Below are 24,837 nucleotides of genomic sequence, written 5' to 3' on the forward strand. Positions count from 1 at the left end.
GCTCGATCATCGGGCGCTGTTTGCCATGCCATCGCAAGACCGCACGGGAGGACCTCCGGGTGTCGCAGGAGGCAGCAGAGCAGGTAACACGAGAGCCGGAGGACTCGACAACGGCTGAAGCGGGCGAGGCCGCCGAGGCGGTCGACGCGGCTGAGGGGGAAACGGCGGTCGAGGAGGCCGACCCGGCCGAGGCGAAGGAGGCGGCCGAGGGGGCCGACCCGGCTGAGGCGGAGGCGGCGGCGGCGGTCGAAGGCACCGACCCGGCCGAGGCGAGCAGCCCTGCGGAGCCGCCCGGCTCCCCGTCCCCCGGCTGGTTCGGCTGGCGCCGCCGCTACCCCCGTACGGCACGCGGCGTCACCGTGGGCACGACCGTGCTGGCCGGGGCGTTCCTGCTGTTCGCGCTCCTCGTGCCGAACCGGCTCGAACGGCTCGGCCCCGAGGCGTTCTTCCGTCTCCCCGCCGAGGGGATCCTGCTCGCGGGCCTGCTGCTGGCCCTGCCACCGCGGTCACGGCGGCTGATGGCGGTGGTCTCCGGTGCGCTGCTCGGGCTGCTCACCGTCCTGAAGTTCGTCGACATGGGCTTCTACCAGGTGCTGGCCCGCCCCTTCGACCTGGTCCTGGACTGGATCCTGCTCGACGACGCGGCGGAGTTCGTGCGGGAGTCCTTCGGCCGGACCGGGCAGGTGCTGGCGGTCGTCGGCGTGATCGTGCTGTTCGTCGCCGTGCTGGTCCTCATGACGCTCGCCATGGTGCGGGTGACGAACCTCATGGTCGGCCACCGTGCCGTCGCCGCCCGCACGACGCTGATCCTCGGTACCGCGTGGATCACCTGCATGACGCTGGGCATCCAGGTCACCGGCGTGCCGCTCGCCACCAAGGGCAACGCCGAGTTCCTCAACAACCGTGTCGAGCAGGTGCGCGCGGGCCTCAGGGACGGGCGGGTCTTCCAGAAGCAGGCGGCCGTCGACGCCTTCGCGAAGACCCCGCCGGACCAGCTGCTGACCGGGTTGCGCGGCAAGGACGTCCTGTTCACGTTCATCGAGAGCTACGGCCGTGTAGCCATCGACGACCCTGCGATGGCACCCCAGCTCGACGCGACGCTCAAGGAGGGGACGAGCAGGCTCAAGGCGGCCGGGTTCCAGTCGCGCAGCGCCTGGCTGAAGTCCCCGGTGACAGGGGCCGGCAGCTGGCTCGCCCACTCCACCTTCCTCTCCGGTCTGTGGATCAAGAACCAGCAGCGGTACCGGAGTCTGACGACCAGCGACCGCGCGACGCTGAACAGCTACTTCCGCAAGACCGGCGCGTGGCGCACGGTCGGCGTCGTGCCCGGCGTGCGGCGGGCCTGGCCGGAGGGCAAATACTTCGCCCTCGACCACATCTACGACTCCGAGCACCTGGGCTACCAGGGCCCGTACTTCAGCTGGACTCCCGTGCCCGACCAGTTCAGCCTGGAGGCCTTCCAGCGTCTGGAGCACGGCAAGAAGGACCGCGAGCCGATCATGGCGGAGATCATCCTGGCCTCCAGCCACAACCCCTGGTCACCCATCGCGCGCATGATCGACTGGGACGACCTCGGCGACGGCTCGGTCTTCCACCGGATCAAGAAGGAGGGCACGGACCCCAAGGAGGTCTGGAAGGACCCCGAGCGCGTCCGCACCGAGTACCGCCGCGCCATCGAGTACTCGATCCACAGCCTCACCGAATGGGTCGAGCGCTACGGCACCGACGACACGGTCCTCGTCTTCCTCGGCGACCACCAGCCCGTGCCGACCGTCACCGCCGGCAGCACCAGCAAGGACGTCCCCGTCACGGTCGTCGCCCGCGACCCGAAGGTCCTCGAAAGGATCGCCGACTGGCACTGGACGGACGGCCTCAAGCCCGAGCAGAACGCTCCGACCTGGGGCATGGACAAGTTCCGGGATCGCTTCATGACGGCGTACGGGCCGCAGGCGAAGTGAGGACCACTCGGGTCGAGCCGAGTCATACCGAACGTCGGGACGCGCCGCCCTCCGTCCCTCGGGGCGGCAGGGCGCCAGTGGCGTTGTCCCGTCCCTCCCGCCGCACTTCCCGCTGCGCGCTCTCACTCGCAGAAAGTGCGGCCCGCCCCCTTGCCTGATCAACGAGCTCCTGGATTACTGATCCCGAACACCCAGACCGAATGATCGGTCGTCCGGATTGGCGCGGTTGGCGAGGGAGAAGTCCCCATGGCGGATGCGACGGAGCTGCTGGACTCGGGGGAACGGCTCGCGCCGGAAGCGTTGCGGGCGTTGCAGCTGGAGCGGTTGCGGACGTCGCTGCGGCATGCGTACGACAACGTGCCCTTCTACCGGGACTCCTTCGACAAGGCGGGCGTACGGCCCGACGACTGCCGTTCGCTCGCCGATCTGGCGCACTTCCCGTTCACGACCAAGGCCGACCTGCGCGAGAACTACCCGTACGGGATGTTCGCCGTGGAGCAGGACCGTATCCGCCGCATCCACGCGTCCAGCGGCACGACCGGCCGGCCCACGGTTGTCGGCTACACGGACGGCGACCTGTCCCTGTGGGCCGACATGGTGGCCCGGTCCATCCGGGCGGCGGGCGGCCGGCCCGGGGACAAGGTGCATGTGGCGTACGGCTATGGGCTGTTCACCGGCGGGCTCGGCGCGCACTACGGTGCCGAACGGCTCGGCTGTACGGTCATCCCCGCGTCCGGCGGCATGACGGCCCGCCAGGTCCAGCTGATCCAGGATCTCAAGCCCGAGATCATCATGGTGACGCCGTCGTACATGCTCACCCTCCTCGACGAGTTCGAACGGCAGGGCGTCGATCCGCGCGGGACCTCCCTGCGGGTGGGCGTCTTCGGGGCCGAACCCTGGACCGAGCAGATGCGTCGCGAGATCGAGGAGCGGTTCGCGATCGACGCCGTGGACATATACGGGCTGTCGGAGGTCATCGGGCCCGGGGTCGCGCAGGAGTGCGTGGAGACCAAGGACGGGCTGCATGTGTGGGAGGACCACTTCTTCCCCGAGATCGTCGACCCGATCACGGGCGAGGTGCTGCCCGACGGCGAGGACGGCGAGCTGGTGTTCACCTCCCTCACCAAGGAGGCCATGCCCGTCATCCGCTACCGCACCCGGGACTTGACGCGGCTGCTACCGGGGACCGCCCGGGTGTTCCGGCGGATGGAGAAGGTCACCGGGCGCAGCGACGACATGGTCATCCTGCGCGGCGTCAATCTCTTCCCCACCCAGATCGAGGAGATCGTGCTCCGGACGCCGGGTGTGGCACCCCACTTCCAGCTGCGTCTCACCCGTGAAGGCCGGCTCGACGCCCTGACCGTCCGGGCGGAGGCCCGCCCCGGCGCGTCCGCCGAGACCCGGGACGCGGCGGCGCAGGTCATCGCGGCGGCCGTGAAGGACGGCATCGGGGTGTCGGTCGCCGTGGAGATCGTCGAACCGGAGTCGCTGGAACGCTCCGTGGGCAAGATCCGGCGCATCCAGGACCTGCGCCCCCGCTAGGGCCTGTTGCCCTGGGCGCCGGCGAGATCAATCGCGAGCGAACCTCTCCCGCAGCTCCCGCTTGAGGATCTTCCCGCTCGCGTTGCGCGGCAGCCCGTCCACGAACACCACCCGCTTCGGCGCCTTGAAGTGGGCGAGCTTCTCGCGCGCGTGGTCGATGAGTTCGGTGTCGCTCACCTCGCCGCGCGGGACGACGACCGCCGTGACGGCCTCGATCCAGCGCTCGTCGGGCAGGCCGATCACGGCGACCTCCGCGACGCACGCGTGGGTGTACAGGGCGTCCTCGACCTCACGTGACGCGACCAGTACGCCACCGGAGTTGATGACGTCCTTCACCCGGTCGACGATCGTGAAATAGCCCTGCGCGTCGCGCACCGCGAGGTCCCCGGAGCGGAACCAGCCGTCCCGGAAGGCGTCCGCGGTCTCCTCGGGCTTGTCCCAGTAGCCCTCGCAGAGCTGCGGGGAGCGGTAGACGATCTCGCCGGCCGTGCCGTCCGGCACCTCCTCGCCGTCCTCGTCGACCACCCGGGCATCGACGAAGAGGACGGTCCGGCCGCAGGAGTCCATCCGGCCCTTGTGTTCGTCGGGGGCCAGAACCGTGGCCAGCGGGCCGATCTCGCTCTGGCCGAAGCAGTTGTAGAAGGCGAGCTTCGGCCACCGCTCACGCAGCTGCTCCAGGACCGGCACCGGCATGATCGAGGCGCCGTAGTACGCCTTGCGCAGTCCCTCGAGGTCGCGGGTCGCGAAGTCGGGGCGGCCGGCGAGGCCGATCCAGACCGTGGGCGGGGCGAACAGGCTGTCCGCGCGGCCCGCCTCGATGAGGTCGAAGAGCTGGTCGCCGTCGGGCGACTCCAGAATGATGTTGGTGGCACCGACCGCCAGGTACGGCATGAGGAACACGTGCATCTGCGCCGAGTGGTAGAGCGGGAGCGAGTGGACGGGACGGTCGCCGGGGCTCAGATCGAGGGCGGTGATCGCGCTCAGGTACTCGTGGACCAGGGCGCGGTGGGTCATCATCGCGCCCTTCGGGAGGGCCGTCGTACCGGAGGTGTAGAGCAGCTGGACCAGGTCCTCGCCGCGCGGCTCCGGGCCGTCGTGGGCGGCTGCCGTGGCCTGCCGTGCCAGCAGTGAGTCGTCGGCGTCGCGCAGCGGCATCGCGGGGACGCCGTCGGGCAGTCGGCCTGCCAGGCCGGGGTCGGCGAGGATCAGGGAGCTGCCGGACTGGCGGACGATGTAGGCGAGGTCGTCGCCGGTGAGGTTCTGGTTGACGGGGACGTGCACGAGGCCTGCGCGGGCGCACGCCAGGAAGGCGATCAGATACGCGCTCGAGTTGTGGCCGTAGGCGGCCACCCGGTCGCCGGGGGTGAGGCCCTGGTCGAGCAGGACGCTCGCCGCTCGGGAGACGGCCTCGTCGAGTTCCTCGTACGTCCACGCACGCTCGCGGTCCTCGACCGCGACGCGTGCCGGGGTGCGTCGGGCGCTGCGGCGCAGCACTCCGTCAACCGTGCTGCCGTGTCCTGGCGTCATGACACATGATCCTCGGTGCGTCGCAGGGACGGGTCAAGAAGCAGGCCCGACACTGACCGGGGACACATACCCGTTGGTATGCTCAACGGCTCCTTCCCTCAATGACGTTGGGAGGCACCATGCGCACCCGCCCCAGACGGTTCGTCGTCGCGGCCGTCGCCCTGCTCGCCACCGTGGCCGGGCTGCCCGCGGCCGCGGCCGACCGGCAGGACCCGCACAACCGGCACGAACAGCTCTCGCACGGCGGTCTGTCCGCCGTCGTCCGCTATACCGAGTACGGCATTCCGCACATAGTCGCCAAGGACTACAGGTCCATGGGCTTCGGCACCGGTTGGGCGCAGGCCGCCGACCAGGTGTGCACGCTCGCCGACGGGTTCGTGACCGTGCGCGGTGAGCGTTCGCGTTTCTTCGGCACGGACGCGGCGACCGACCTGTCACTGTCCTCGGCCACCACGAACCTCTCCAGCGACCTGTACTTCCGTGGCGTACGCCAGACCCGCACCGTGGAGAAGTTGCTCGCCGAACCCGCTCCGCGCGGCCCGAGCCGGCAGGCCGAAGACCTCATGCGTGGCTTCGCCGCCGGGTACAACACCTGGCTGAAGCAGAACCGGATCACCGACCCCGCGTGCAAGGGCGCGGCCTGGGTGCGGCCGATCACCCCGCTGGACGTGGCCGCGCGCTCCTACGCCTTCGCGGTGCTCGGCGGCCAGGGCGGCGCCGTGGACGACATCACCTCCGCCCGGCCGCCCAGCGGTTCGGCCGCCCGCGGCAGGGGCATCGGGACGAGCCCGGATGCCGCGGCCCTGGTCCGGGCCGTGCGCGAGCGGACCGCCGACGCGGACATGGGGTCGAACGCGGTCGCCTTCCGCGGTGACACCACGGCCAACAGGCGCGGTCTGCTACTGGGCAACCCGCACTACCCGTGGCACGGCGGACGCCGCTTCTGGCAGGCGCAGCAGACGATTCCCGGCGAGCTCGACGTCGCCGGTGGATCCCTGCTCGGGTCGCCGACGATCTCCATCGGCTACAACTCCCATGTGGCGTGGAGCCACACCGTCGCGACGGGTGTCCCGTTCAATCTGCACAGGCTGACGCTGGATCCTGCCGACCCCACGGTCTACCTCGTGGACGGCAGACCGGAGCGGATGAAGAAGCGGACCGTGACCGTCGCGGTCAGGGGCGGTGCCCCTGTCAGCCGCACCCAGTGGTGGACACGGTACGGCCCGGTCGTCGCGTCCACCGACGGTGACCTCCCGCTGCCGTGGACGGCTACGACGGCGTACGCGCTCAACGACCCGAACGCGGCCAACATGCGGTTCGCCGACACCTCGCTCGGCTTCAGCAAGGCGCGCGGCACGGCCGACGTTCTCGCCACCCTCGCCCGTCACCAGGGTCTCCCGTGGGTGAACACCATCGCCGCGGACCGCTCGGGGCACTCCCTCTTCACCCAGTCGCAGGTGCTGCCCCGCATCACCGACGACCTGGCGGCGCGGTGCTCCACGGACGTCGGCAAGGCCACCTACCCGGCCGCGGGACTCGCGGTCCTCGACGGCTCCCGCGGCGACTGCGCGCTCGGCAGCGACGCCGACGCCGTTCAGCCCGGGATCTTCGGGCCCGCGCGCATGCCGACGCTGAAGGACGCGCCGTACGCGGAGAACTCCAACGACAGCGCCTGGCTGGCCAATGCCGACCGGCCGCTCACCGGCTACGAGCGGGTCTTCGGCACCATCGGCACGCAGCGCTCCCTGCGCACCCGCGGCGCGATCGAGGACGTGGCGGCGATGGCGGAGCGGGGCGGTCTGACCGTCCGGGATCTGGAGCGCCAACAGTTCAGGAACCGCGTGCCGGCGGCCGCCCTGGCCGCGACCGACATGGCGAAGGCGTGCGCCGCGCTGCCGGGCGGCACGGCAACGGGCAGTGACGGCAAGGCGGTTGACATCACGCAAGCCTGCCCGGTGCTCGCGGCGTGGGACCGCACCATGGACACCGGCAGCCGGGGTGCCCTGCTCTTCGACCGGTTCTGGCGGAAGCTGACGGCGAAGGTGCCGGCCGCCCAGCGGTGGAAGGTGCCGTTCTCGGCGTCGGACCCGGTGCGCACGCCGAACACGCTCAACACCGCGGCGCCCGGCTTCGCCACGGCCCTCGCGGACACGGTCGCCGAACTGCGGGCGGCGGGCATCGCCCTCGACTCCCGCCTCGGCGAGCACCAGTTCGTCGTGCGCAACGGTCAGCGCATCCCCGTTCCGGGCGGCACGGAGGGACTCGGGGTGTGGAACAAGATCGAGCCGGTGTGGAAGGCGGCTCAGAGGGGCTACACCGAGGTGACGACCGGCTCCAGCCACATCCAGGCGGTGGGCTGGGACGGCAGCCGCTGCCCGGTGGCCCGGACGCTGCTGACGTACGCGCAGTCGTCGAACCCGAACTCGGCCCACTTCCGGGACCAGACGCGGTTGTTCTCGGGTGAGCGATGGGTGACGGCGCGGTTCTGTGAGAAGGACATCCTGTCGTCGCCCGTCCTGAAGGTGATCCGCGTGCACGAACGCTGAACGACTGTGGTCCCGTCCCCTATGGGACGGGACCACACCTGAGTGACGGATGAAGACGGCCCGTCGAAGCACGATGCACAAACGACCATTTCGACGAATGCTTCTTTTGCCACTCTGTGCTCCCGTGCGCCCCTTTGGAGAAAGGTTTCGGGAAACCGAACACCGCTCGGACTGGGCAGGACTTGTCTCAAGTATCAAGTCCGTGGCACGTTCAGCGATTTCGCGTGCCGCGTCAGGCAGGAGGTATACATGAGCCGTGATGTTCCCGCCCAGGAGCGAGTATGGCGGACAGGTACTGCTCCAGGCATATTCCCCATCCTCGGTCACGGTATCCCGTTGTTCCGCCGACCGCTGGCGTTTCTGAATTCTTTGCCCTCGTACGGGGATCTGGTCGAGATACGGCTGGGCCCCCGGCGTGCCTGGATGGTGTGCCACCCGGAGCTGGTCCACACGATGCTCAAGGACCCGCACACCTTCGACAAGGGGGGCCCGCTGTACGACAGGCTCGGGAAGCTGATGGGCGACGGCCTCGTCACCTGCCGACAGCCGACGCATCGGGAAAAGCGCACACTGTTGCAGCCCGCCTTCCGCCCTTCCCACGTCGCCGAGTACACGGACCTGGTGACCGAGGAGGCTGAGGCCGTGTGCCGCGCATGGCCGATCGGTCAGGATGTTCCTGTCACCGAGGCGATGATGGCGCTCACGACACGGGTGACCAGCCGTGTCCTCCTCTCCGATTCCCTGGACGACCGGACGACTGCCGAGGTGCGGGACTGTCTCACCGCGGTCGTCCGCGGCCTGTTCGTCCGCACGGTCGTACCGATCGACGCCCTGTTCCGCCTCCCGACCCCCGCCAACCGCCGCTATCGGCGCGCGCTCTCGCGCCTGCACGAGATCATCGACACGTCGATCGCGGAGCGTCGCCGGGGCGCCGACCGCGACGACGTGCTGGGCACGCTGCTGAAGGCCGCGAACGGCGACGGACCGACGTCGGCGATCACCGATCAGGAGGTCCACGACCACCTGATCACGCTGCTGCTGACGGGCGTCGAGACCCAGGCGCTCGCCCTGGCCGCCGCTTTCAGTCTGCTGGCCCGCAATCCGGAGGCGGAGCGACGTCTGCACGCCGAGCTCGACTCCGTCCTCGCCGAAGGCCGGCGGCCCGGTCCCGAGGATCTGCCGTACCTCGTCTACACCCGGTGCGTCGTATCCGAAACGCTGCGCCACTCCTCGCCCGGTTGGCTGTTCACGCGCGTCGCCACCAAGGAGACGGAACTCGCCGGATGCCGCCTGCCCGAGGGAGCCGCCGTCCTGTACAGCCCCTACCTCCTGCACCACGATCCCTCGTCGTTCCCGGAACCCGAGCGTTTCGATCCCGACCGCTGGCTGCCGGGGCGGCCCACCGCCGAACAACGTCGCGCGATGATGCCGTTCTCCACGGGCAACCGCAAATGCCTCGGTGACGAGTTCGCGATGGTGGAGGCCACCCTCGCGCTCGCGACCATCGCCGGCCGCCGGCGCCTGCGCCATCTGCCGGACCATGCCGACCGGAAAGCGCGCCCCGGGATCACGATGGGACCGCGTGCCCTGGTCATGATCTGCGAACCCCGTTCCCGTGTGCCCTCCCCCGACTCGCGCCCGCCCCGAGCGATGGCCGCTCAGCGCACGCCGGACACCCGAACGGCAGGTGACCACGTTGTCGACGACGCATGAGGAAATCACGCTGGCCGTACCGGACGGAATGCCGGACTCCAACCTCCGGGACCTGATCGACACCAACCTCCACATGCCTTTCCCATTCCGGCGGAATCCTCATGAAGCCGAGGCCGCGACCGGGGTCGACGCATGGCTGAGGGTATGGGGGCTGACGGACGAACCGGATGTGGCGGCGATGATCGCCCGCACTCGCCCCGCGGAACTCGCCAGCTACACCAGTCCCACCGTGGATTTGGGCGTCCTTCAGATCGTGGCCCACCAGATCGCCTATCAGTTCGTCTTCGACGACCTCGCCGAGGACCTCGGTCGAAGCTCTCCGGGCAGGCTGCTGCCCATGCTGTGCGAGAGTGTCGCGATTCTGCGGGACGGGCGACCGCCCAGCACTCGCCTCGGAGCCGCCCTGGCCGATCTCCACCGCCAGGTCCGGGAGCACTGCACACCCGCGCAGGCAGCGCGATGGGCCTGGCAGAGCTGTGAATACGTGCACGGCCTGTTGTACGAAGCCGTGGCCCAGACCCACCCCCTTGTGCTGCGCACCGGCGACTGCACCTCCATACGGTCGCTGACCGCGGGCGTCGAGCCGTTCTACCCGCTGTACGAGGGCGCCCGGGCGAGCGAACTGACCGACGCCGAGGTGCATCATCCCGTCGTGCGGCGACTGAGCCGGCTGTCGGCCGACGCGGCGGTGTGGACGGCCGATCTGTTCTCCGCGGTGAAGGAGCAGCACGCGGGCGAACTGATCAACCTTGCCCTGGCCCACCAGCGCGAACGACGGTGCTCCCTGCAGGCGGCCGTACTCCTGGCCATCGAGGAGATCAACAGCACCATCGAGCAGTTCCAAAGGCTCCGGGCCGGGATCGAACCGGCGTTGAGCCCCACGGGCATCGCCTATGTGGAGGGCATGATCGGCTGGATCCGCGGGTGCTACGACTGGGCCCGCACCGTGCCTCGCTACGCGGATGTGACTTCGGTGCCGGCCGTGCCGTAGCCCCTCCTGACGTGCTCCCGTTTCCATCACCAGGGAGACGTCCATCCGAGTCCACTACCCAGCGGGAGGGCGTTCTCCCACCTACGGTGCACGATTCACCCTATGGTGCTCAATTCGGCCTGCCGCACCTCGCCGAGGCGTACGCTCGGCTCCTCCGAGCCGAACGACAGAAGGCGGTACGGCACATGGCGATGGAGCCGCGGCACCCGATCACGGAACAGCGGACGTTGATCGAGCGCCGACGGGAACTTCAGGCCCTCGACGCCGCGTTCAAGGAACTGCGACGTACCTCGGACGGTGTGCCGCAAGCCAGGCGCAGGGGGCTGCTCGCCTTCAGCGGACCGGCTGGGTTGGGCAAGACAGCACTCATCACGCAAGCACGTGAGCGCGCCATGGCATCGGGATTCACCGTGCTGTCGGGCAGAGGCGGGGAGAAGGAACAGGGGTCGGCGTTCCGCGTGGTGCGCCAGTTCGTGCAGCCCTCGCTGGCGAGGATGGACGGAGCGGAACTGCGCGCCTTCCTGGGAAGCTGGTACGACGTCATGGCCGCCGTGCTCGGCCTCGAGGCGAGGGGCCCCGCCCCCGCACCGGATCCGACCGGGGTCCGCGAAGGCCTCGACTGGGTCATGACGTGCCTCACCATCAAGAAGGCACCCGTTGTCCTGCTCCTGGACGACCTGCACTGGGCGGACGCCGAGTCCCTGAGTTGGCTCGATTCCTTCGCGTCACGGGTCGATGACCTGCCCCTGCTGATCGTGGTCGCCTACCGGCCCGAGGAACTGCCGTCCGAAGCGGGCGAACTCCGTACGCTCGTCGGACATCACGGAGAGCGCCCTCACGACCTCGCATGCCTCACCGCCGACGGCGTGGCACAGATCATCAGGAACCAAGTCGGTGAGAGAGCCGACGACGTGTTCTGCAAGGAATGCTGGTCGGCCACGGGAGGGAGCCCTTTCGAGACGGTCGAACTCGCCATCGGCCTCGCCGAGCGGAAACTGAGCGGCAGCGAGGACGACCTTCCCGCGATGCGTGAACTGGCCGCCGCGATCAAGGGTCCGGGGCTGATCGAGCGTCTGGAAGGCCTCGACACCGCGACCGTCCGCTTCGCGCATGCCGCCGCCGTGCTGGGGTCGCCCTTCTCACCACAGCTCGCCGCGACCATCGCGGTACTCGGCGACGAGACCGCCGCCGAGGCGACGCAGAAGCTCCGCGCGGCGCGGATCCTCACCGACGGCCACGGCCCCGAGGGTGAGCTCGAGTTCGTCCATCCGCTGATCACCACGACGATCTACCGGTCCATCCGCTCCGGCTTCAGGGCCGGTCTGCACAACGCGGCCGCGGAGGCCGTCCTGAACGCGGGGTACGGCCCCACCGCCGCCGCCCGGCATCTGCTGGAGGTGCCCTGCGAGGGCAGACCCGAGACGGTCGACTGCCTGCGCGAGGCCGCTCGCGAGTACCTCGGCGCCGGGGCGACCGAGGCCGCCCGGCGCATGCTCACCCGCGCGTTGAAGGAGCCACCGAGCCCCGAGGACCGCGCCGCGGTCCTGCACGAACTCGCGTGCGCCACCTTCCTGATCGAGCCCACGGCCACGGTGCGCCATCTCCGGCAGGCGCTGGCGGAGCCCGACGTCGACCCCGACCTGCGCGCTTCCATCGTCTATCGGCTGACGACGGCGCTCGCCCACACCGATCGGATGGCCGAGGCCGCGACCGTGGCCGCCGAGGAGGCCCGGCAGGCCACGAATCCGCGCGTCAAACTGCGTATGCAGGCCGATCAGTTCGTCTGGAGCACGATGCGCGCCGACGATCCCGACTCACCCGCCCGCTCCCGGACACTGGCGCGGCTGGCCGAGCAGCTGCCCGGCCGCAGCCTGGAGGAGCGCTACATCCTGGGACTGCGGGCCTGGGACGCCGTCCTGCGCGGCGAACCGCGCCGGACCGCCCTCACCTATGCGGAGAAGTCCCTGCGCGGCGGCATGAGCTGGACCGATGAGAACCGGGGCTTCGAGGTCCCCCTCTCGGTCGCCCTGGTGTTCATGTACAGCGACCAGCCGCGACGGGCCGAGGAGCTGTTCGAGCAGGGGATCGCGGAATGCGTGGGCAAGGGCTGGCACGGCTCCCACCTGGCCTTCGGCCAGTCCATCGCCGGCTATGTCCGCTACCACCGCGGTTGTCTGGCCGAAGCCGAGGACCTGGTCCGGGAAGGCCTGCGCATCGCCGACAAGGTGGACGGCGTCGTGGCCGCCCAGTGGTACGGCGTCAGCGTCCTGATCCAGACGTTGCTGGCCCGTGGCCGGATCGCCGAGGCCCGCGCGCTCGCCGACGACAACCACTTCGGTGAGATGGCTCCGAACGCCGTCATCTATCCCGACCCGCGCACCGTGTACGCGGAACTGCTCCTGGCCGAGGGACGGCACACGGAAGCGGCGGCGCTGCTGTCCGCGGTGGGGGACTGGCTGGACGGACGGGCCTGGCGCAACCCGGCCTGGTGCCCGTGGCAGCTGCGGCTCGCGACAGCGCTCGCCCCCACCGCCCCGGACGAGGCGATCCACCACGCCCAGGACGCCGTCAAACGTGCCCGGGACTTCGGCGCCGCCTCCACCATCGGGCAGGCCCTCCACACCCTCGCCGAGGTGACCGGCGGACCGGCCGCACTCGACCTGTACGCGGAGGCGATCGACCACCTGGAGCAGTCCCCCGCCTCGTACGAACTCGCTCGCGCCCAAGTCGGCCACGGCGCCGCGCTGTCCCGCAACGGTCGGCTCCAGGAGGCTGCCGACCGGCTCTACCAGGGTCTGGAAGGCGCCGTCCACTGCGGTGCCGAGGCGCTCGCCGTCCGCGCCCGGGAGGAACTCTCGACGGCCGGTCTGCGCCCGCTGCCCCTGCGCTACGTGCAGGCGGACACACTGACCGCGCAGGAGCACCGTACGGCCGAACTGGCCGTCGAGGGACACCCGGTGACTGTGATCGCCAAGGAACTGCACCTGACCGAGCAAGGCGTGCGGCAGTTGCTGTCCAGCGTCTACCGCAAGATCGGCACCGACGCGGCAGGCCTCGCCAAGGCCTTGGAGGCACCGCCTCGTCTGCGTCCTTGACGTCACACGGGGCGCGTGCGCCCCTCCCAGTACGGTTCCCGCAACCGCCGCTTGTACAGCTTCCCGTTGGGATCCCGCGGCATCTCGGCGATGAAGTCGACGCTCTTGGGCCGCTTGTACCCGGCGAGTTGCCCGGCACAGTGGTCGAGGATCGCGGCGGCGAGGGCGGGACCGGGCTCGTGGCCGGGGGCCGGTTCGACGACGGCCTTGACCTCCTCGCCCCAGTCGTCGTGCGGGATGCCGAAGGCGGCGGCGTCGGCAACGGCCGGGTGGGCGAGCAGGGCGGACTCGATCTCGGCCGGGTAGATGTTGACCCCGCCGGAGATGATCATGTCGATCTTGCGGTCGCGGAGGAAGAGATAGCCGTCCTCGTCGAGGCAGCCCAGGTCGCCCACGGTGAAGAAGTCGCCGATGCGGTTCCTCCTCGTCTTGGCCTCGTCCTTGTGATAGCTGAAGCCGCCGGTGTTCATCTTCATGTAGACGGTGCCGAGTTCGCCGGGCGCGAGACGGTTGCCGTCGTCGTCGAAGATCGCGAGCTCGCTGATCGGCCAGGCCTTGCCGACCGTTCCGGGCTTCTTCAGCCAGTCCTCGGCGGTCGCGAAGGCCCCACCGCCCTCACTGGCGGCGTAGTACTCCTCCACGCAGTGGCCCCACCACTCGATCATGGCCCGTTTCACATGGTCGGGGCACGGGGCGGCGCCGTGGATGGCGTGCCGCATGGAGGAGACGTCGTAGCGGCCCCGTACGTCTTCCGGGAGCGCGAGGAGACGGTGGAACTGGGTCGGGACCATATGGGTGTGCGTGCACGTGTGGTTGTCGATCAGGCGGAGCATCTCCTCGGGCGTCCACTTGTCCATCAGGACCAGCCCGTGGCCGATGTGCAGGGACGCGCCCGCGAACTGGAGGACCGCGGTGTGGTAGAGCGGCGAGCAGACGAGGTGCACGTTGGCGTCGAACGGCTTGATGCCGAAGATGCCGAGGAAGCCGCCCAGGTAGGACTCCTCGGGCGGTTTGCCGGGCAGGGGGCGGCGGATGCCGCGGGGGCGGCCCGTCGTGCCGGAGGTGTAGTTCATGACCCAGCCGAGCTCGCGCTCCGCGGGTGCCGACTCCGGTCGTCCGTCGACGAGTTCGGCGTACGGCCTGAAGCCCTCGATCTCGCCGACGGCGTACCGGTGGGTGGCCGGGAGGCCGGCCTCGTCGGCGGCCTGGCGGGCGGGGTCGGCGTAGCGCTCGTGGGCGATGAGCACCTTGGCGCCGGAGTCGGCGACGATCCAGGCGATCTCGGGGCCGACGAGGTGGTGGTTGACGGGGACCAGGTAGAGGCCGGCCTGGGTGGCGGCCAGGTATGCCGTGAAGAACTCGACGCTGTTGGGGAGGACGACCGCGAAGGCGTCGCCGCGTCCGAGGCCGGCCGCGCGCAGGCCGTGGACGAGACGGTTGGCAGCGGCGTGCAGACGTCCGGCGGTCCACTGCTCGCCGTCGGGGGCGACGAGGACCGGGCGGTCGGGATCGGCGGCGGCCTGGGCCCAGAAGCCGACCGGCGGGGTGCTCCCGGTGGGGGTGGCGGGGGTGCTCGTCACTGGCCGCTCCTTCCGGCGATGCGGTTGATGCGGTGCACGGCCTGTTCGAAGCCGCGGGTGAGGTCGTCGACGACGGCCTGGACACTGCGTTCGCTGTTCATCCGGCCCACGATCTGGCCGACGGGTGTGCCGAGCAGCGGCTCGACCTCGTACTTCTGGATCCGGGAGACGGCCTCGGCCACCAGGAGTCCCTGCAGGGGCATGGGGAGGGTGCCGGGCCCGTCCGGGTCGTCCCAGGCGTCGGTCCACTCGGTGCGCAGCTGGCGTGCGGGCTTGCCCGTCAGGGCGCGGGAGCGGACGGTGTCGCCCGACCCGGCGGCGAGCAGTTTGCGGGTCAGGCCGGGCGAGTGCAGATCGGCCTCTGTGGTGGTCAGCCACATGGAGCCCAGCCATACACCCTGGGCGCCGAGGGTGAGTGCCGCCGCCACCTGTTGGCCGCTGCCGATGCCCCCGGCAGCCAGCACGGGCAGGGGGTCGACCGCCTCCACCACCTCCGGGGTGAGCACCATGGAGGCGATCTCACCGGTGTGGCCGCCCGCCTCGTAGCCCTGGGCGACGACGATGTCGATCCCCGCCTCCGCGTGCTTGCGGGCGTGCCGGGCACTGCCGGCAAGAGCCGCGACGAGCACGCCCCGGTCATGCGCGCGTTCCACGACGTCCGCGGGCGGTGAACCGAGGGCGTTGGCGAGCAGCTTGATCGGATAGTCGAAGGCGACGTCGAGCTGGGTGCGTGCGACCTGCTCCATCCACCCGGTGATCCGCCAGCCGGACGCCTCGCCCTCGGCCAGTTCGGGCACGCCGTACTTGGCGAGGGTGGCCTCGACGAACTGCCGGTGCCCTTCCGGGATCATCGCCTCGACGTCGGCTTCCGTGACGCCCTCGACCTTCTTCGCGGGCATGACGACGTCCAGCCCGTAGGGCCTGCCGTCGACATGCGCCTCGACCCAGTCGAGGTCGCGTTTGAGGTCGTCGGGGGCGGTGTAGCGGACCGCGCCGAGCACTCCGAAGCCGCCGGCCCTGCCGATGGCCGCGGCGACGGCGGGGAACGGCGTGAAGCCGAATATGGCGTGCTCGACTCCCAGTTTCTTGCTCAGCTCCGTCTGCATGGGCGCAGGATGCCGCAGTCCTCCGGACGACGGAAGGCCTTTTCTGATACACCGTCAGATCTCTTGAGTGGCGATCCCGTTGACACCACTCCCACCTGACACGAAAGTTTCATCACGCAAGGTGATCCCGAAAGATACTTTCAGCCGGAGTGGCGGGAGGAACCTCGATGACCGACGGCAGAACCGGACTGACCAGGCGTCAACTGGGCAGAACCGCGATGGCCTTGGGCGGCGCCCTGACCATCGCCTCCTTGCCCGCGGGACCCGCGGCGGCAGCCGCAGCGACGCGCACCGCAAGCCCCACCCTGCGCCACGGCTCCCCCGAACGCGCCGGCCTCCTCCCCACCCATCTCCGCCGGCTCGTCACCGACGCCGAGAGGTTCCTGGGCCCCTCCCCCAAGCACCCCTGGTACGCCGGCGCCGTCCTCCTCGCGGGCCGCGGCGGCACCGTGGCCCTGCACCAGCCCATCGGGATGGCCGTGCGCTACGAGGCGTACGACGAGAAGACCGACACGGGCGTGGAGTTCCCGGCCGACCAGCAGATCCCGATGGCCGAGGACACCGTCTTCGACCTGGCCTCGGTGTCCAAGCTCTTCACGTCGATCCTCGCGGTGCAGCAGATCGAACGGGGCGAGCTCGGGCTGGAGGCGACGGTCGCCTCCCACCTCCCGGATTTCGGCCGCGCGGGCAAGCAGGACATCACGGTCCGTCAGCTCCTCACCCACACCTCGGGGTTCCGCGCCTGGATCCCGCTGTACAACGCGCCGACGTACGAGGAGAAGCTCCAACTCATCTGGAACGAGGCGCCGCTGAACCCTCCGGGCACCAAGTACCTCTACTCCGATCTGAATCTGATCTCCCTCCAGCTCGTCCTGGAGAAGATCACCGGCCGCAGCCTCGACGCCCTCCTCCACGACGAGATCACCGGCCCGCTCGGCATGCGCCGCACCCGCTACAACCCGCCCACCGCCTGGAAGCCGAGGATCGCGGCCACCGAGGACGCCCGGCTGCCGTGGTCCGGCCTGGACCGTGGGCTCGTCCGGGGCGAAGTGCATGACGAGAACGCCTTCAGCCTGGGCGGGGTCGCGGGCCACGCAGGCGTCTTCTCGAACGCTTGGGACCTGGCGGTTCTCGGCCGGACGCTGCTCAACGGGGGCGCGTACGGCAGGTGCCGCATCCTGGAGCCGGAGTCCGTGGAGCTGATGTTCACCGACTTCAACACCGCCTTCCCCGGCGACGAGCACGGCCTGGGCTTCGAGCTCTACCAGCACTGGTACATGGGCGCCATGGCCACCCCGCGCACAGCGGGACACACCGGTTTCACCGGCACCTCTCTCGTTCTCGACCCGACGACCGACTCCTTCCTCGTCGTCCTCGGCAACTCGGTTCATCCGGTGCGCAGTTGGCGCTCCGGTTCCGCGCCCCGGGTCGCCGCGGCCGACAACATGGCCCGTGCCGCAGCGGTCCGCCCGCGCCACGGCCGTACGGCATGGTTCTCGGGAATGGCGACCGCCACGAGCGCGACGCTCGCGCTCCCCGCCCTCGACACCTCCTCCGGCGAGGCAGAGCTGCACTGCGACCTGTGGTGGGACACCGAGCCGCAGGCGGACGTCCTCGTCCTGGAGTCCACGACGGACGGCGGCACTACCTGGGCTCCGCTCCCCTTCGCGACGAAACGCCAGGGCGAGCGGCCGCAGGCCCACCCGACCGGCGCCGTGACCGGCTGGTCGGGCCGCGTCTGGCACCGCCTCACGGCGCAACTCCCCGCGCACCGGCAGCTGGTGGTCCGCTGGCGATACACCACCGACAAGCTCTACGTGGGCCGCGGTGCGTACGTCGACGGTCTGCACGTCGAGACGGCGCACAGCGTCCTCTTCGACGAGGCCCGGCCGGCGGACGCGGCGCGGATCACGGCGAGCGGGTGGACCGCTTCCGCGAACTGACCGGCGAGCCGGCGCCGACGGCTCAGCCGGGCACGTCCAGGCGTTGCGTGCCGATGACGGACAGCAGTCGTAGCGCCTCCTCGGAGGGCTGCCCGGGGTGGCGGTGTAGATGACGACTCGCTGGTCGCGGCCGGTGATGTCCAGGACGTCGCAGTTGACGGTGGCGGGGCATGGTCGACAAGTGGGAGCGGAACACCCCGGCATCATCGACCGGCTCACCGCGCAGAACCCGTTGGGCCGGGCCGCCGACCCCGAGGAGACCGCCCAGGCTGCCGCCTGGCTGCTGAGCGACCGCGCGTCCTATGTGACCGGCGTGATCCTCCAGGTGGACGGCGGCGTCCGGGTCTGACCAGGGCCGGCGTCAGTCGCCGGCCGCCTCCAGCACCGCCATCGCCGCGTTGTGCCCCGGCACCCCGCTCACCCCTCCCCCGCGCACCGCGCCCGCCCCGCACAGCAGCACGTTCGGGTGGCGGGTCTCCACGCCCCAGCGGCCGGTGTCCTCCTGGGCGTACGGCCAGGCCAGGTCACGGTGGAAGATGTTGCCGCCGGGAAGGCGCAGGTCACGCTCAAGGTCCAGCGGGGTCTTCGCCTCGATGCAGGGCCGTCCGTCGGCGTCCGTCGCCAGACAGTCGGCGAGCGGCTCGGCGAGGTGGGCGTCCAGCTGGGCGAGCGTCGACTTCAGCAGTTCGTCGCGTACGGCGTCGTTGTCGCGCACGAAGAGCCGGGCCGGGGTGTGCAGGCCGAACAGGGTGAGGGTCTGGTAGCCCCGTTCGACGAGGGCGGGGCCGAGGATCGTCGGGTCGGTCAGCGAGTGGCAGTAGATCTCGGACGGCGGGGCGGCGGGGAGTTCACCGGCGGCGGCCTGGGCGTGGGCGGCGGCCAGCTGGTCGTAGCCCTCGGCGATGTGGAAGGTGCCGGCGAACGCCTCGCGCGGGTCGACGGAGCTGTCGCGCAGCCGGGGCAGGCGCTTGAGCAGCATGTTCACCTTGAGCTGGGCGCCCTCGGCGGGGGCCGGGGTGGTGTCGCCGGTCAGGGCGGCCAGTTCCTGCGGGGAGGCGTTCACCAGGACCTGCCGGGCGGCGACGACGCCCTCGCCGTCGGCCGTGCGATAGCTGATCTCCGCCGTACGGCCGTCCGTGTCGATCCGTACCGCCTCGTGCCCGGTGACGACCACGGCGCCCGCGTCGCGCGCAGCTGTGGCCAGGGCGTCGGTGAGGGCGCCCATGCCGCCGACGGGGACGTCCCAGTCGCCGGTGCCGCCGCCGATCACGTGGTACAGGAAGCAACGGTTCTGCTTGAGGGAGGCGTCATGGGCGTCGGCGAAGGTGCCGATCAGGGCGTCCGTCAGGACCACGCCCCGGATCAGGTCGTCCGCGAAGCGGTCCTCGATCGCGACGCCGATCGGCTCCTCGAAGAGGGTCCGCCAGGCCTCCTCGTCGTCCACCCGGCGGCGCAGCTCCTCGCGGCTCGGCAGGGGCTCGGTGAGCGTCGGGAAGACCCGCTGGGCGACCTCGCCGGTCATGGCGTAGAAGCGCTGCCAGGCCGCGTACTCGCGCTCACCCCCGGTCAGCCGGGCGAACGCCTCCCGGGTGCGCCGCTCGCCGCCGCCCACGAGCAGTCCGGTCGGCCGGCCGTCCCGGTCAACGGGCGTGTACGACGAGACGTTGCGCGTACGGACGCGGAAGTCCAGGCCGAGGTCCCGGACGATCTTCTTGGGCAGCAGGCTGACCAGGTACGAGTAGCGGGAGAGACGAGCGTCGACGCCGGCGAACGGGCGCGTGGAGACCGCGGCGCCCCCGGTGCGGTCCAGTCGCTCCAGCACCAGCACGGACCGTCCGGCCCGGGCCAGGTAGGCGGCGGCGACGAGGCCGTTGTGGCCTCCGCCGACGATGACGGCGTCGTACGTACGGTGTCCCGGGTGTCCCTCGTGTGCTGGCATGGTTCTTCGTAACACGTGATGATCTAGGTCGGCCATAGGTGGGACGCGCCGGAGTAACGGCTCGCCACCGGGCTTCACCGGCCTCCGGACGCCCGCTGCTGCCGCAGCACCGCCACCCTCCGGTACAGCTCGACCGCCTCCGCGCCCCGCCCGAGCTGCTCCAGGCAGTGGGCCTCGTCGTTCCGGCTGGCGAGGGTGTCGGGGTGGTCGGCGCCGAGGACGTGTTCACGGGCGGCGGCCACCCTGCGGTACTCGGTTAGCGCGTCCGGCCAGCGGCCCAGCCAGCCGAGGCTCACCGCGACCTCGCGTCGGCTGACCAGGGTGTCGGTGTGGTCGGGTCCCAGCACGCGCTCACGGATCGCGCACACGTCCCGTGACTCGGCGAGGGCCTCCTCCCAGCGCCCGAGGCGCCCGAGGTTCACGCCGAGGCCGTGGCGCGCGCGCAGGGTCTCGGGGTGGGCGGGGCCGTGGACGCGGGTGCGGTCGTCGATCAGGTCGAGGTAGAGCTGGAGCGCCTCCGCGCTGCGGCCGAGACGGCCGAGGCTGATGCCGACCTCATAGCGGGCGGCGAGCGTGTCGGGGTGGTCCGGGCCGAGGGCCTGGGCGCGGGCGTCGGCGACCTCGCGGTAGGTCTGCAGGGCCTCGACCCAGCGGCCCAACTGGCCGAGCGCGTAGGCGACTTCGTAGCGCGTGACCAGGGTGTCGGGGTGGTGCGGGCCGAGGACGCGGGCGCGTGCGACGGCGACCTCGCCGGCCATGCGGTACGAGTCCTCCAGGCGGCCGAGTCTGCTCAGGTTGAAGGCGAGGTTGTGGCGGCAGCGCAGCGTGTCGGGGTGGTCGGCGCCCATCGCGCGCTCTCGTGCCGTCAGTACGGACGTGTAGACCTGGTGCGCGTCGAAGTGGCGCCCCAACTGGCCGAGCACGTACGCCATTTCCTGCCGGGCGGCGAGCGTCTCGGGGTGGTCGGGGCCGAGCGAGAGGCTGCGGGCGCGGGCGACGTGCTTGTACTCGCGCAGGGCGTCGGCGGCGCGGCCGGTGCGGCTGAGGGTGAAGGCGACCTCGTAGCGGCTGGCGAGGGTGTCCGGGTGGTCGGGGCCGAGGAGGTGCTCACGCTCGGCGGCGACGGCCCGGTGCACCTCGCCCGCCTCGGTCCAGCGGCCCAGTCGGCCCAGGCTGAGACCGGCGTTGTGCCGTCCGGCCAGCGCGGCGAGCGCCGCCGCGGTGGGGGTGGGCGTTTCGTCGGGTACGGCGGCCTCCTGCGGCCGGCCGGTCGTGGGTCGGGGGATCCACTCGCCGGTGAGACCGGCCGCCGCGTCCGGCGGTGTGGTGCGCAGGCCCGCGCCGGTGGCCTTGTGGCCGGTGGTCATGCCGCGGGTCCAGGACGGCAGGCGGGGCTCGCGGGTCACGGGCGCCGGGGGCCCGAGGTCCGGCTGCGGGGTCACCACGGTCGGCACATACGTCGGTGTCGTACGGCCCAGACCGATCCGGCGGCCCAACTCGCGTCCGTCGTGCGGGCGTTCCTCGGGGCGCTTCGCCAGCAGGTCGAGGATGACCTGCTCGAAGTACTCGGGCAGCTCGGCGCGGTGGCTGCGCGGCGGCCGGGGCGCGGTGTCGCGGTGGCCGACGAGGATCGCCCAGGGGTCGTCCAGGTCGAACGGCGGTACGCCGGTGGCGATCTCGTACAGCACGCACCCCAGCGAGTACAGGTCGCTGCGCTGGTCCACCTCCTCCCCGCCGATCTGCTCCGGCGACATGTAGTGCGGGGTGCCCATCGCGATGCCGGTGCCGGTCAGCCGGGAGGTGAAGCCGATGTCATGGGCGAGGCGCGCTATGCCGAAGTCGCAGATCTTCACCGTGCCGTCGGCGAGCCGCATGATGTTCGCGGGCTTCAGGTCGCGGTGCACGATGCCCTGCTGGTGGGTGTAGGCGAGGGCGGCGGCGACCTGGTCGGCGATCTCGACGACGTCCGGGACGGGCAGCGGATGGTGCTTGTTGTCCTCCAGGAGCTGGCTGAGGTTGCGGCCCTGGAGCAACTCCATGACCAGGAACAGAATTCCGTCGGACTCGCCGAAGTCGTGGACCACGGTCACCCCGCGGTGCTGGAGCGCCGCGGCCACCCGCGCCTCGCGGCGAAACCGCTCCCGCAGGACACGCGTGAAGGAGTGGTCGTGCTGCGGTCCCAGCGGCTTGAGGCACTTCACGGCGACATGCCGGCCCAGCGACTCGTCGCGCGCACGCCACACCTCGCCCATACCACCGCGCCCGATCGGATCGAGCAGTCGGTACCGGCCCTGGATCAGCCTGCTCTCCGCCATCGCCCGCGATCGCCCCCCGTCACGGTCAGCCTTGCCCTCCCCCGGCTCGTCCAGTATGGCGAGCTATCGTCCGAGTTTGTACGGTGCCGGGCGCGAGCCGGGGCCGAGTCGCGCCATGGCGCGCAGGATGTGTTTGGGCGGGAGTTGCCAGCGCAGACGTGCGGGAACAGCGCGCAGCAGGGTGCCCGTGGCACGCAACTGACGGGTGACGGTGGCGGGTTTCGGCGCCGGTCTGCCGTACAGCTCGTGGGCGTACGGCGGCAGAGCGGCGTACGCCAGCTGCGCCACGCGCCGCCACAACACCTCGCGCGCCGGGACGAGAAGGGGATGCGTCGGCGGGCGGAGCAGGAAGTCGTCCACCGCGCGTGCCTCGGGTCCGCACGCGAGCTGGGGCCGCACCTTCTCGAAGTACGTGGCCATCTCGGCCTGGTTCGCCGGTACGGCGTCGGGGTCCAGGCCCACCAGGCGGGCGCTGACCCGGTGTTCGTCGATGTAGCGGTCGGCCTGCGCGTCGGTGAGGCGGAAGCCGGAGCGCCGCGCGACCTGCAGATACGAGTCGATCTCCGCGCAGTGCACCCACAGCAGCAGCTCGGGTTCGTCGACGCCGTACCGCTCCTGGGTGTCCGGGTCGGTGGCGCTGAGCATGCTGTGGATCTTCCGCACGCGCGCGCCCGCCTTCTCGGCGGCCTCGGTGGTGCCGTACGAGATCGTCCCGACGAAGTCGGCGGTGCGCAGGAGGCGGCCCCAGGCGTCGTGCCGGAAGTCGCTGTTCTGCATGACGCCGCGTACGGCACGCGGATGGAGGGCTTGGAAGTAGAGCGCGCGGATTCCGGCGACCCACATCATGGGGTCGCCGTGCATCTGCCAGGTCACGGAACGCGGCGTGAACAGCCCGGGATCGCCCATGCCCGCAGGCTAACGCCGCACCCTCGGCATCCCCAGCCCGATCCACGAGATGATCTCCCGCTGGATCTCGTTGTTGCCGCCGCCGAAGGTGAAGATGACGGCCGAGCGGTAGCCGCGCTCCAGCTCGCCGTGCAGTACGGCCCCCGCCGAACCCTCCTTCAGTGCGCCGGGTGCGGCGACGATCTCCATCAGCCAGGCGTACGCGTCCCGGCGCGCCTCGGAGCCGTAGACCTTCACCGCGGAGGCGTCCTGCGGGGTGAGCGTGCCGTCCTGCACGGCGCTCACCATCTTCCAGTTCAGGAGCTTGAGGGCGTCGAGCTTGGCGTGGGTCTGGGCGAGCCGGCGGCGCACCCAGGGGAGGTCGACCACCCGGCGGCCGTCGGCGAGCTTGGTCTCCATGGCCCAGCGCTGGACGTCGTGCAGGGCGCGGATGGCCATGGTGCCGTGGGCGGCGAGGGTGACGCGCTCGTGGTTGAGCTGGTTGGTGATCAGGCGCCAGCCCTGGTTCTCGGCGCCGACGCGGCGGGCGACCGGGACGCGGATGTTCTCGTAGTAGCTGGCGGTGGTGTCGTGCGAGGCGAGGGTGTTGATGAGGGTGCAGGAGTAGCCGGGGTCGGTGGTCGGGACGAGGAGCATGGTGATGCCCTTGTGGGGCGGGGCGTCCGGGTCGGTGCGGACGGCCAGCCAGACCCAGTCGGCGGTGTCGCCGTTGGTCGTCCAGATCTTCTGGCCGCTGACGACGTACTCGTCGCCGTCGCGCACGGCGCGGGTCCGCAGGGCGGCCAGGTCCGTGCCCGCGTCGGGCTCGCTGTAGCCGATCGCGAAGTCGATCTCGCCGGAGAGGATCCTCGGCAGGAAGTACGCCTTCTGCTCGTCCGTCCCGTACTGCATGATCGTCGGGCCGACGGTGTTGAGCGCCATCAGCGGCAGCGGTACGCCCGCCTGGGCCGCCTCGTCGAAGAAGATGAACTGTTCCATCGCGGTCAGGCCCCGGCCGCCGTACTCCTTGGGCCAGCCCACACCGAGCCAGCCGTCCGTGCCGAGCCGGCGGATCGTCCTGCGGTAGTAGCGCTTCTGGGCGGCCGGGTCGGTGAAGCGGGTCTGCGCGAGGTCGGGCACCAACTTGGCGAAGTAGTCGCGCAGTTCGGTGCGCAGCCGCTGCTGCTCGGGCGTGTATTCGAGATGCACGGCGCCTCCAGGCTCCCCAAGGCCGGTCCTGTCGGCGCACACCGTAGAACGTGTTCCAGAAATTGGGAATGCCGAGGAGCGGCGGGATGCGGTGCGGCCCGTCAGTCGAGCGTGCTCATGAAGTCCGTGCAGGCCCGTGCGCAGGCACGGCAGGCCTTCGCGGCGTCCTCGGCGCCCGGGTGCCGGTCGAAGACCTGCGCACACTCCAGGCACACGGACCGGGTCCACTCCAGCTGGACCCGGAGCGCGGCCTCGGCGCCCTCGTCCATGCCGCCCTGCTCGGACAGCACACGGCAGGCCGTGTCGCACACCTCGGCGCACAGGATGCCCTTGCGTCGCACGAGTTCCTGGTCCTCCGCCGCGTCCGGATCGACGAGGCTCGCACGCAGGGCGCAGGTCCGAGCGCACTCGGTGCAGGCCTGGGCGCACGCGAAGCGGTCCTCGAGGAACTGGACGAGTTCTTGCTGGGATGCTGTCGATGTCACAAG

General features: G+C 70.8%; 15 protein-coding genes and 2 pseudogenes. 8 read left to right on the top strand and 9 right to left on the bottom strand.

The genetic code is table 11. The annotated features are described in order from the left end of the window. Positions 1-59: 59 nt before the first annotated feature. Together AB5J55_RS03000 and paaK are read left to right on the top strand one after the other, a co-directional pair. Positions 60-1,958 (top strand): sulfatase, encoded by a 1,899-nt coding sequence (locus AB5J55_RS03000; RefSeq protein ID WP_369269131.1) that lies wholly within the window; start codon positions 60-62, stop codon positions 1,956-1,958. 246 nt (positions 1,959-2,204) lie between these two features. Beyond that, positions 2,205-3,500, top strand: a complete 1,296-nt coding sequence (gene paaK, locus AB5J55_RS03005) for a phenylacetate--CoA ligase PaaK (RefSeq protein WP_369269132.1) — start codon at positions 2,205-2,207, stop codon at positions 3,498-3,500. A 27-nt stretch (positions 3,501-3,527) separates the two neighbouring features. Here the strand turns inward: paaK and AB5J55_RS03010 are convergent, their stop codons facing one another. Next, positions 3,528-5,027, bottom strand: a complete 1,500-nt coding sequence (locus tag AB5J55_RS03010) for an acyl-CoA synthetase (protein ID WP_369269133.1) — start codon at positions 5,025-5,027, stop codon at positions 3,528-3,530. A 119-nt stretch (positions 5,028-5,146) separates the two neighbouring features. Between AB5J55_RS03010 and AB5J55_RS03015 the strand changes: the two genes are divergently transcribed. The 4 genes from AB5J55_RS03015 (at position 5,147) to AB5J55_RS03030 (ending at position 13,372) form a co-directional block, all read left to right on the top strand. Beyond that, positions 5,147-7,573, top strand: a complete 2,427-nt coding sequence (locus tag AB5J55_RS03015; protein ID WP_369269134.1) for a penicillin acylase family protein — start codon at positions 5,147-5,149, stop codon at positions 7,571-7,573. Between the two features lie 336 nt (positions 7,574-7,909). Then, positions 7,910-9,286, top strand: coding sequence for a cytochrome P450 (locus AB5J55_RS03020; RefSeq protein ID WP_369269135.1), 1,377 nt, complete (start codon positions 7,910-7,912; stop codon positions 9,284-9,286). Next, positions 9,261-10,277, top strand: a complete 1,017-nt coding sequence (locus tag AB5J55_RS03025) for a (-)-alpha-amorphene synthase (RefSeq protein WP_369269136.1) — start codon at positions 9,261-9,263, stop codon at positions 10,275-10,277. Before AB5J55_RS03020 ends, AB5J55_RS03025 begins: the two co-directional genes overlap by 26 nt. 185 nt (positions 10,278-10,462) lie before the next feature. Continuing rightward, entirely contained in the window at positions 10,463-13,372 is a 2,910-nt protein-coding gene (locus AB5J55_RS03030) for an AAA family ATPase (protein ID WP_369269137.1), read from the top strand. Between the two features lie 2 nt (positions 13,373-13,374). Here the strand turns inward: AB5J55_RS03030 and AB5J55_RS03035 are convergent, their stop codons facing one another. Together AB5J55_RS03035 and AB5J55_RS03040 are read right to left on the bottom strand one after the other, a co-directional pair. Further along, positions 13,375-14,952 (bottom strand): acyl-CoA synthetase, encoded by a 1,578-nt coding sequence (locus tag AB5J55_RS03035; protein ID WP_369269138.1) that lies wholly within the window; start codon positions 14,950-14,952, stop codon positions 13,375-13,377. Beyond that, positions 14,949-16,058, bottom strand: coding sequence for an NAD(P)H-dependent flavin oxidoreductase (locus AB5J55_RS03040; RefSeq protein ID WP_369269139.1), 1,110 nt, complete (start codon positions 16,056-16,058; stop codon positions 14,949-14,951). Before AB5J55_RS03040 ends, AB5J55_RS03035 begins: the two co-directional genes overlap by 4 nt. Before the next feature lie 167 nt (positions 16,059-16,225). Between AB5J55_RS03040 and AB5J55_RS03045 the strand changes: the two genes are divergently transcribed. Next, on the top strand, positions 16,226-18,001 hold the full coding sequence (locus AB5J55_RS03045) for a serine hydrolase (protein ID WP_369269140.1): 1,776 nt from the start codon (positions 16,226-16,228) through the stop codon (positions 17,999-18,001). A 22-nt stretch (positions 18,002-18,023) separates the two neighbouring features. Here AB5J55_RS03045 and AB5J55_RS03050 read toward each other — a convergent pair. Beyond that, positions 18,024-18,169 (bottom strand): annotated as a pseudogene (locus AB5J55_RS03050) (transcriptional regulator); the annotation flags it as partial. Between the two features lie 28 nt (positions 18,170-18,197). On the opposite strand from AB5J55_RS03050, the pseudogene AB5J55_RS03055 reads away from it, so the two are divergent. Further along, positions 18,198-18,350, top strand: a pseudogene (locus tag AB5J55_RS03055) (SDR family oxidoreductase); the annotation flags it as partial. Between the two features lie 12 nt (positions 18,351-18,362). On the opposite strand, the gene AB5J55_RS03060 reads toward AB5J55_RS03055, so the two are convergent. From AB5J55_RS03060 to AB5J55_RS03080, 5 genes are all read right to left on the bottom strand, one after another. Further along, positions 18,363-19,940 (bottom strand): phytoene desaturase family protein, encoded by a 1,578-nt coding sequence (locus AB5J55_RS03060; protein ID WP_369269141.1) that lies wholly within the window; start codon positions 19,938-19,940, stop codon positions 18,363-18,365. Between the two features lie 74 nt (positions 19,941-20,014). After that, entirely contained in the window at positions 20,015-22,255 is a 2,241-nt protein-coding gene (locus AB5J55_RS03065) for a tetratricopeptide repeat protein (protein WP_369269142.1), read from the bottom strand. A 63-nt stretch (positions 22,256-22,318) separates the two neighbouring features. After that, entirely contained in the window at positions 22,319-23,161 is an 843-nt protein-coding gene (locus AB5J55_RS03070; RefSeq protein ID WP_369269143.1) for an oxygenase MpaB family protein, read from the bottom strand. Between the two features lie 9 nt (positions 23,162-23,170). Continuing rightward, entirely contained in the window at positions 23,171-24,349 is a 1,179-nt protein-coding gene (locus AB5J55_RS03075; RefSeq protein WP_369269144.1) for an acyl-CoA dehydrogenase family protein, read from the bottom strand. A gap of 101 nt (positions 24,350-24,450) precedes the next feature. Further along, positions 24,451-24,834: a ferredoxin gene (locus AB5J55_RS03080; RefSeq protein ID WP_369269145.1), complete on the bottom strand. Its 384-nt coding sequence runs from the start codon at positions 24,832-24,834 to the stop codon at positions 24,451-24,453. Positions 24,835-24,837: the final 3 nt, after the last annotated feature.

It is taken from the genome of Streptomyces sp. R11, from assembly GCF_041051905.1.
Taxonomy (GTDB): Bacteria; Actinomycetota; Actinomycetes; order Streptomycetales; family Streptomycetaceae; genus Streptomyces.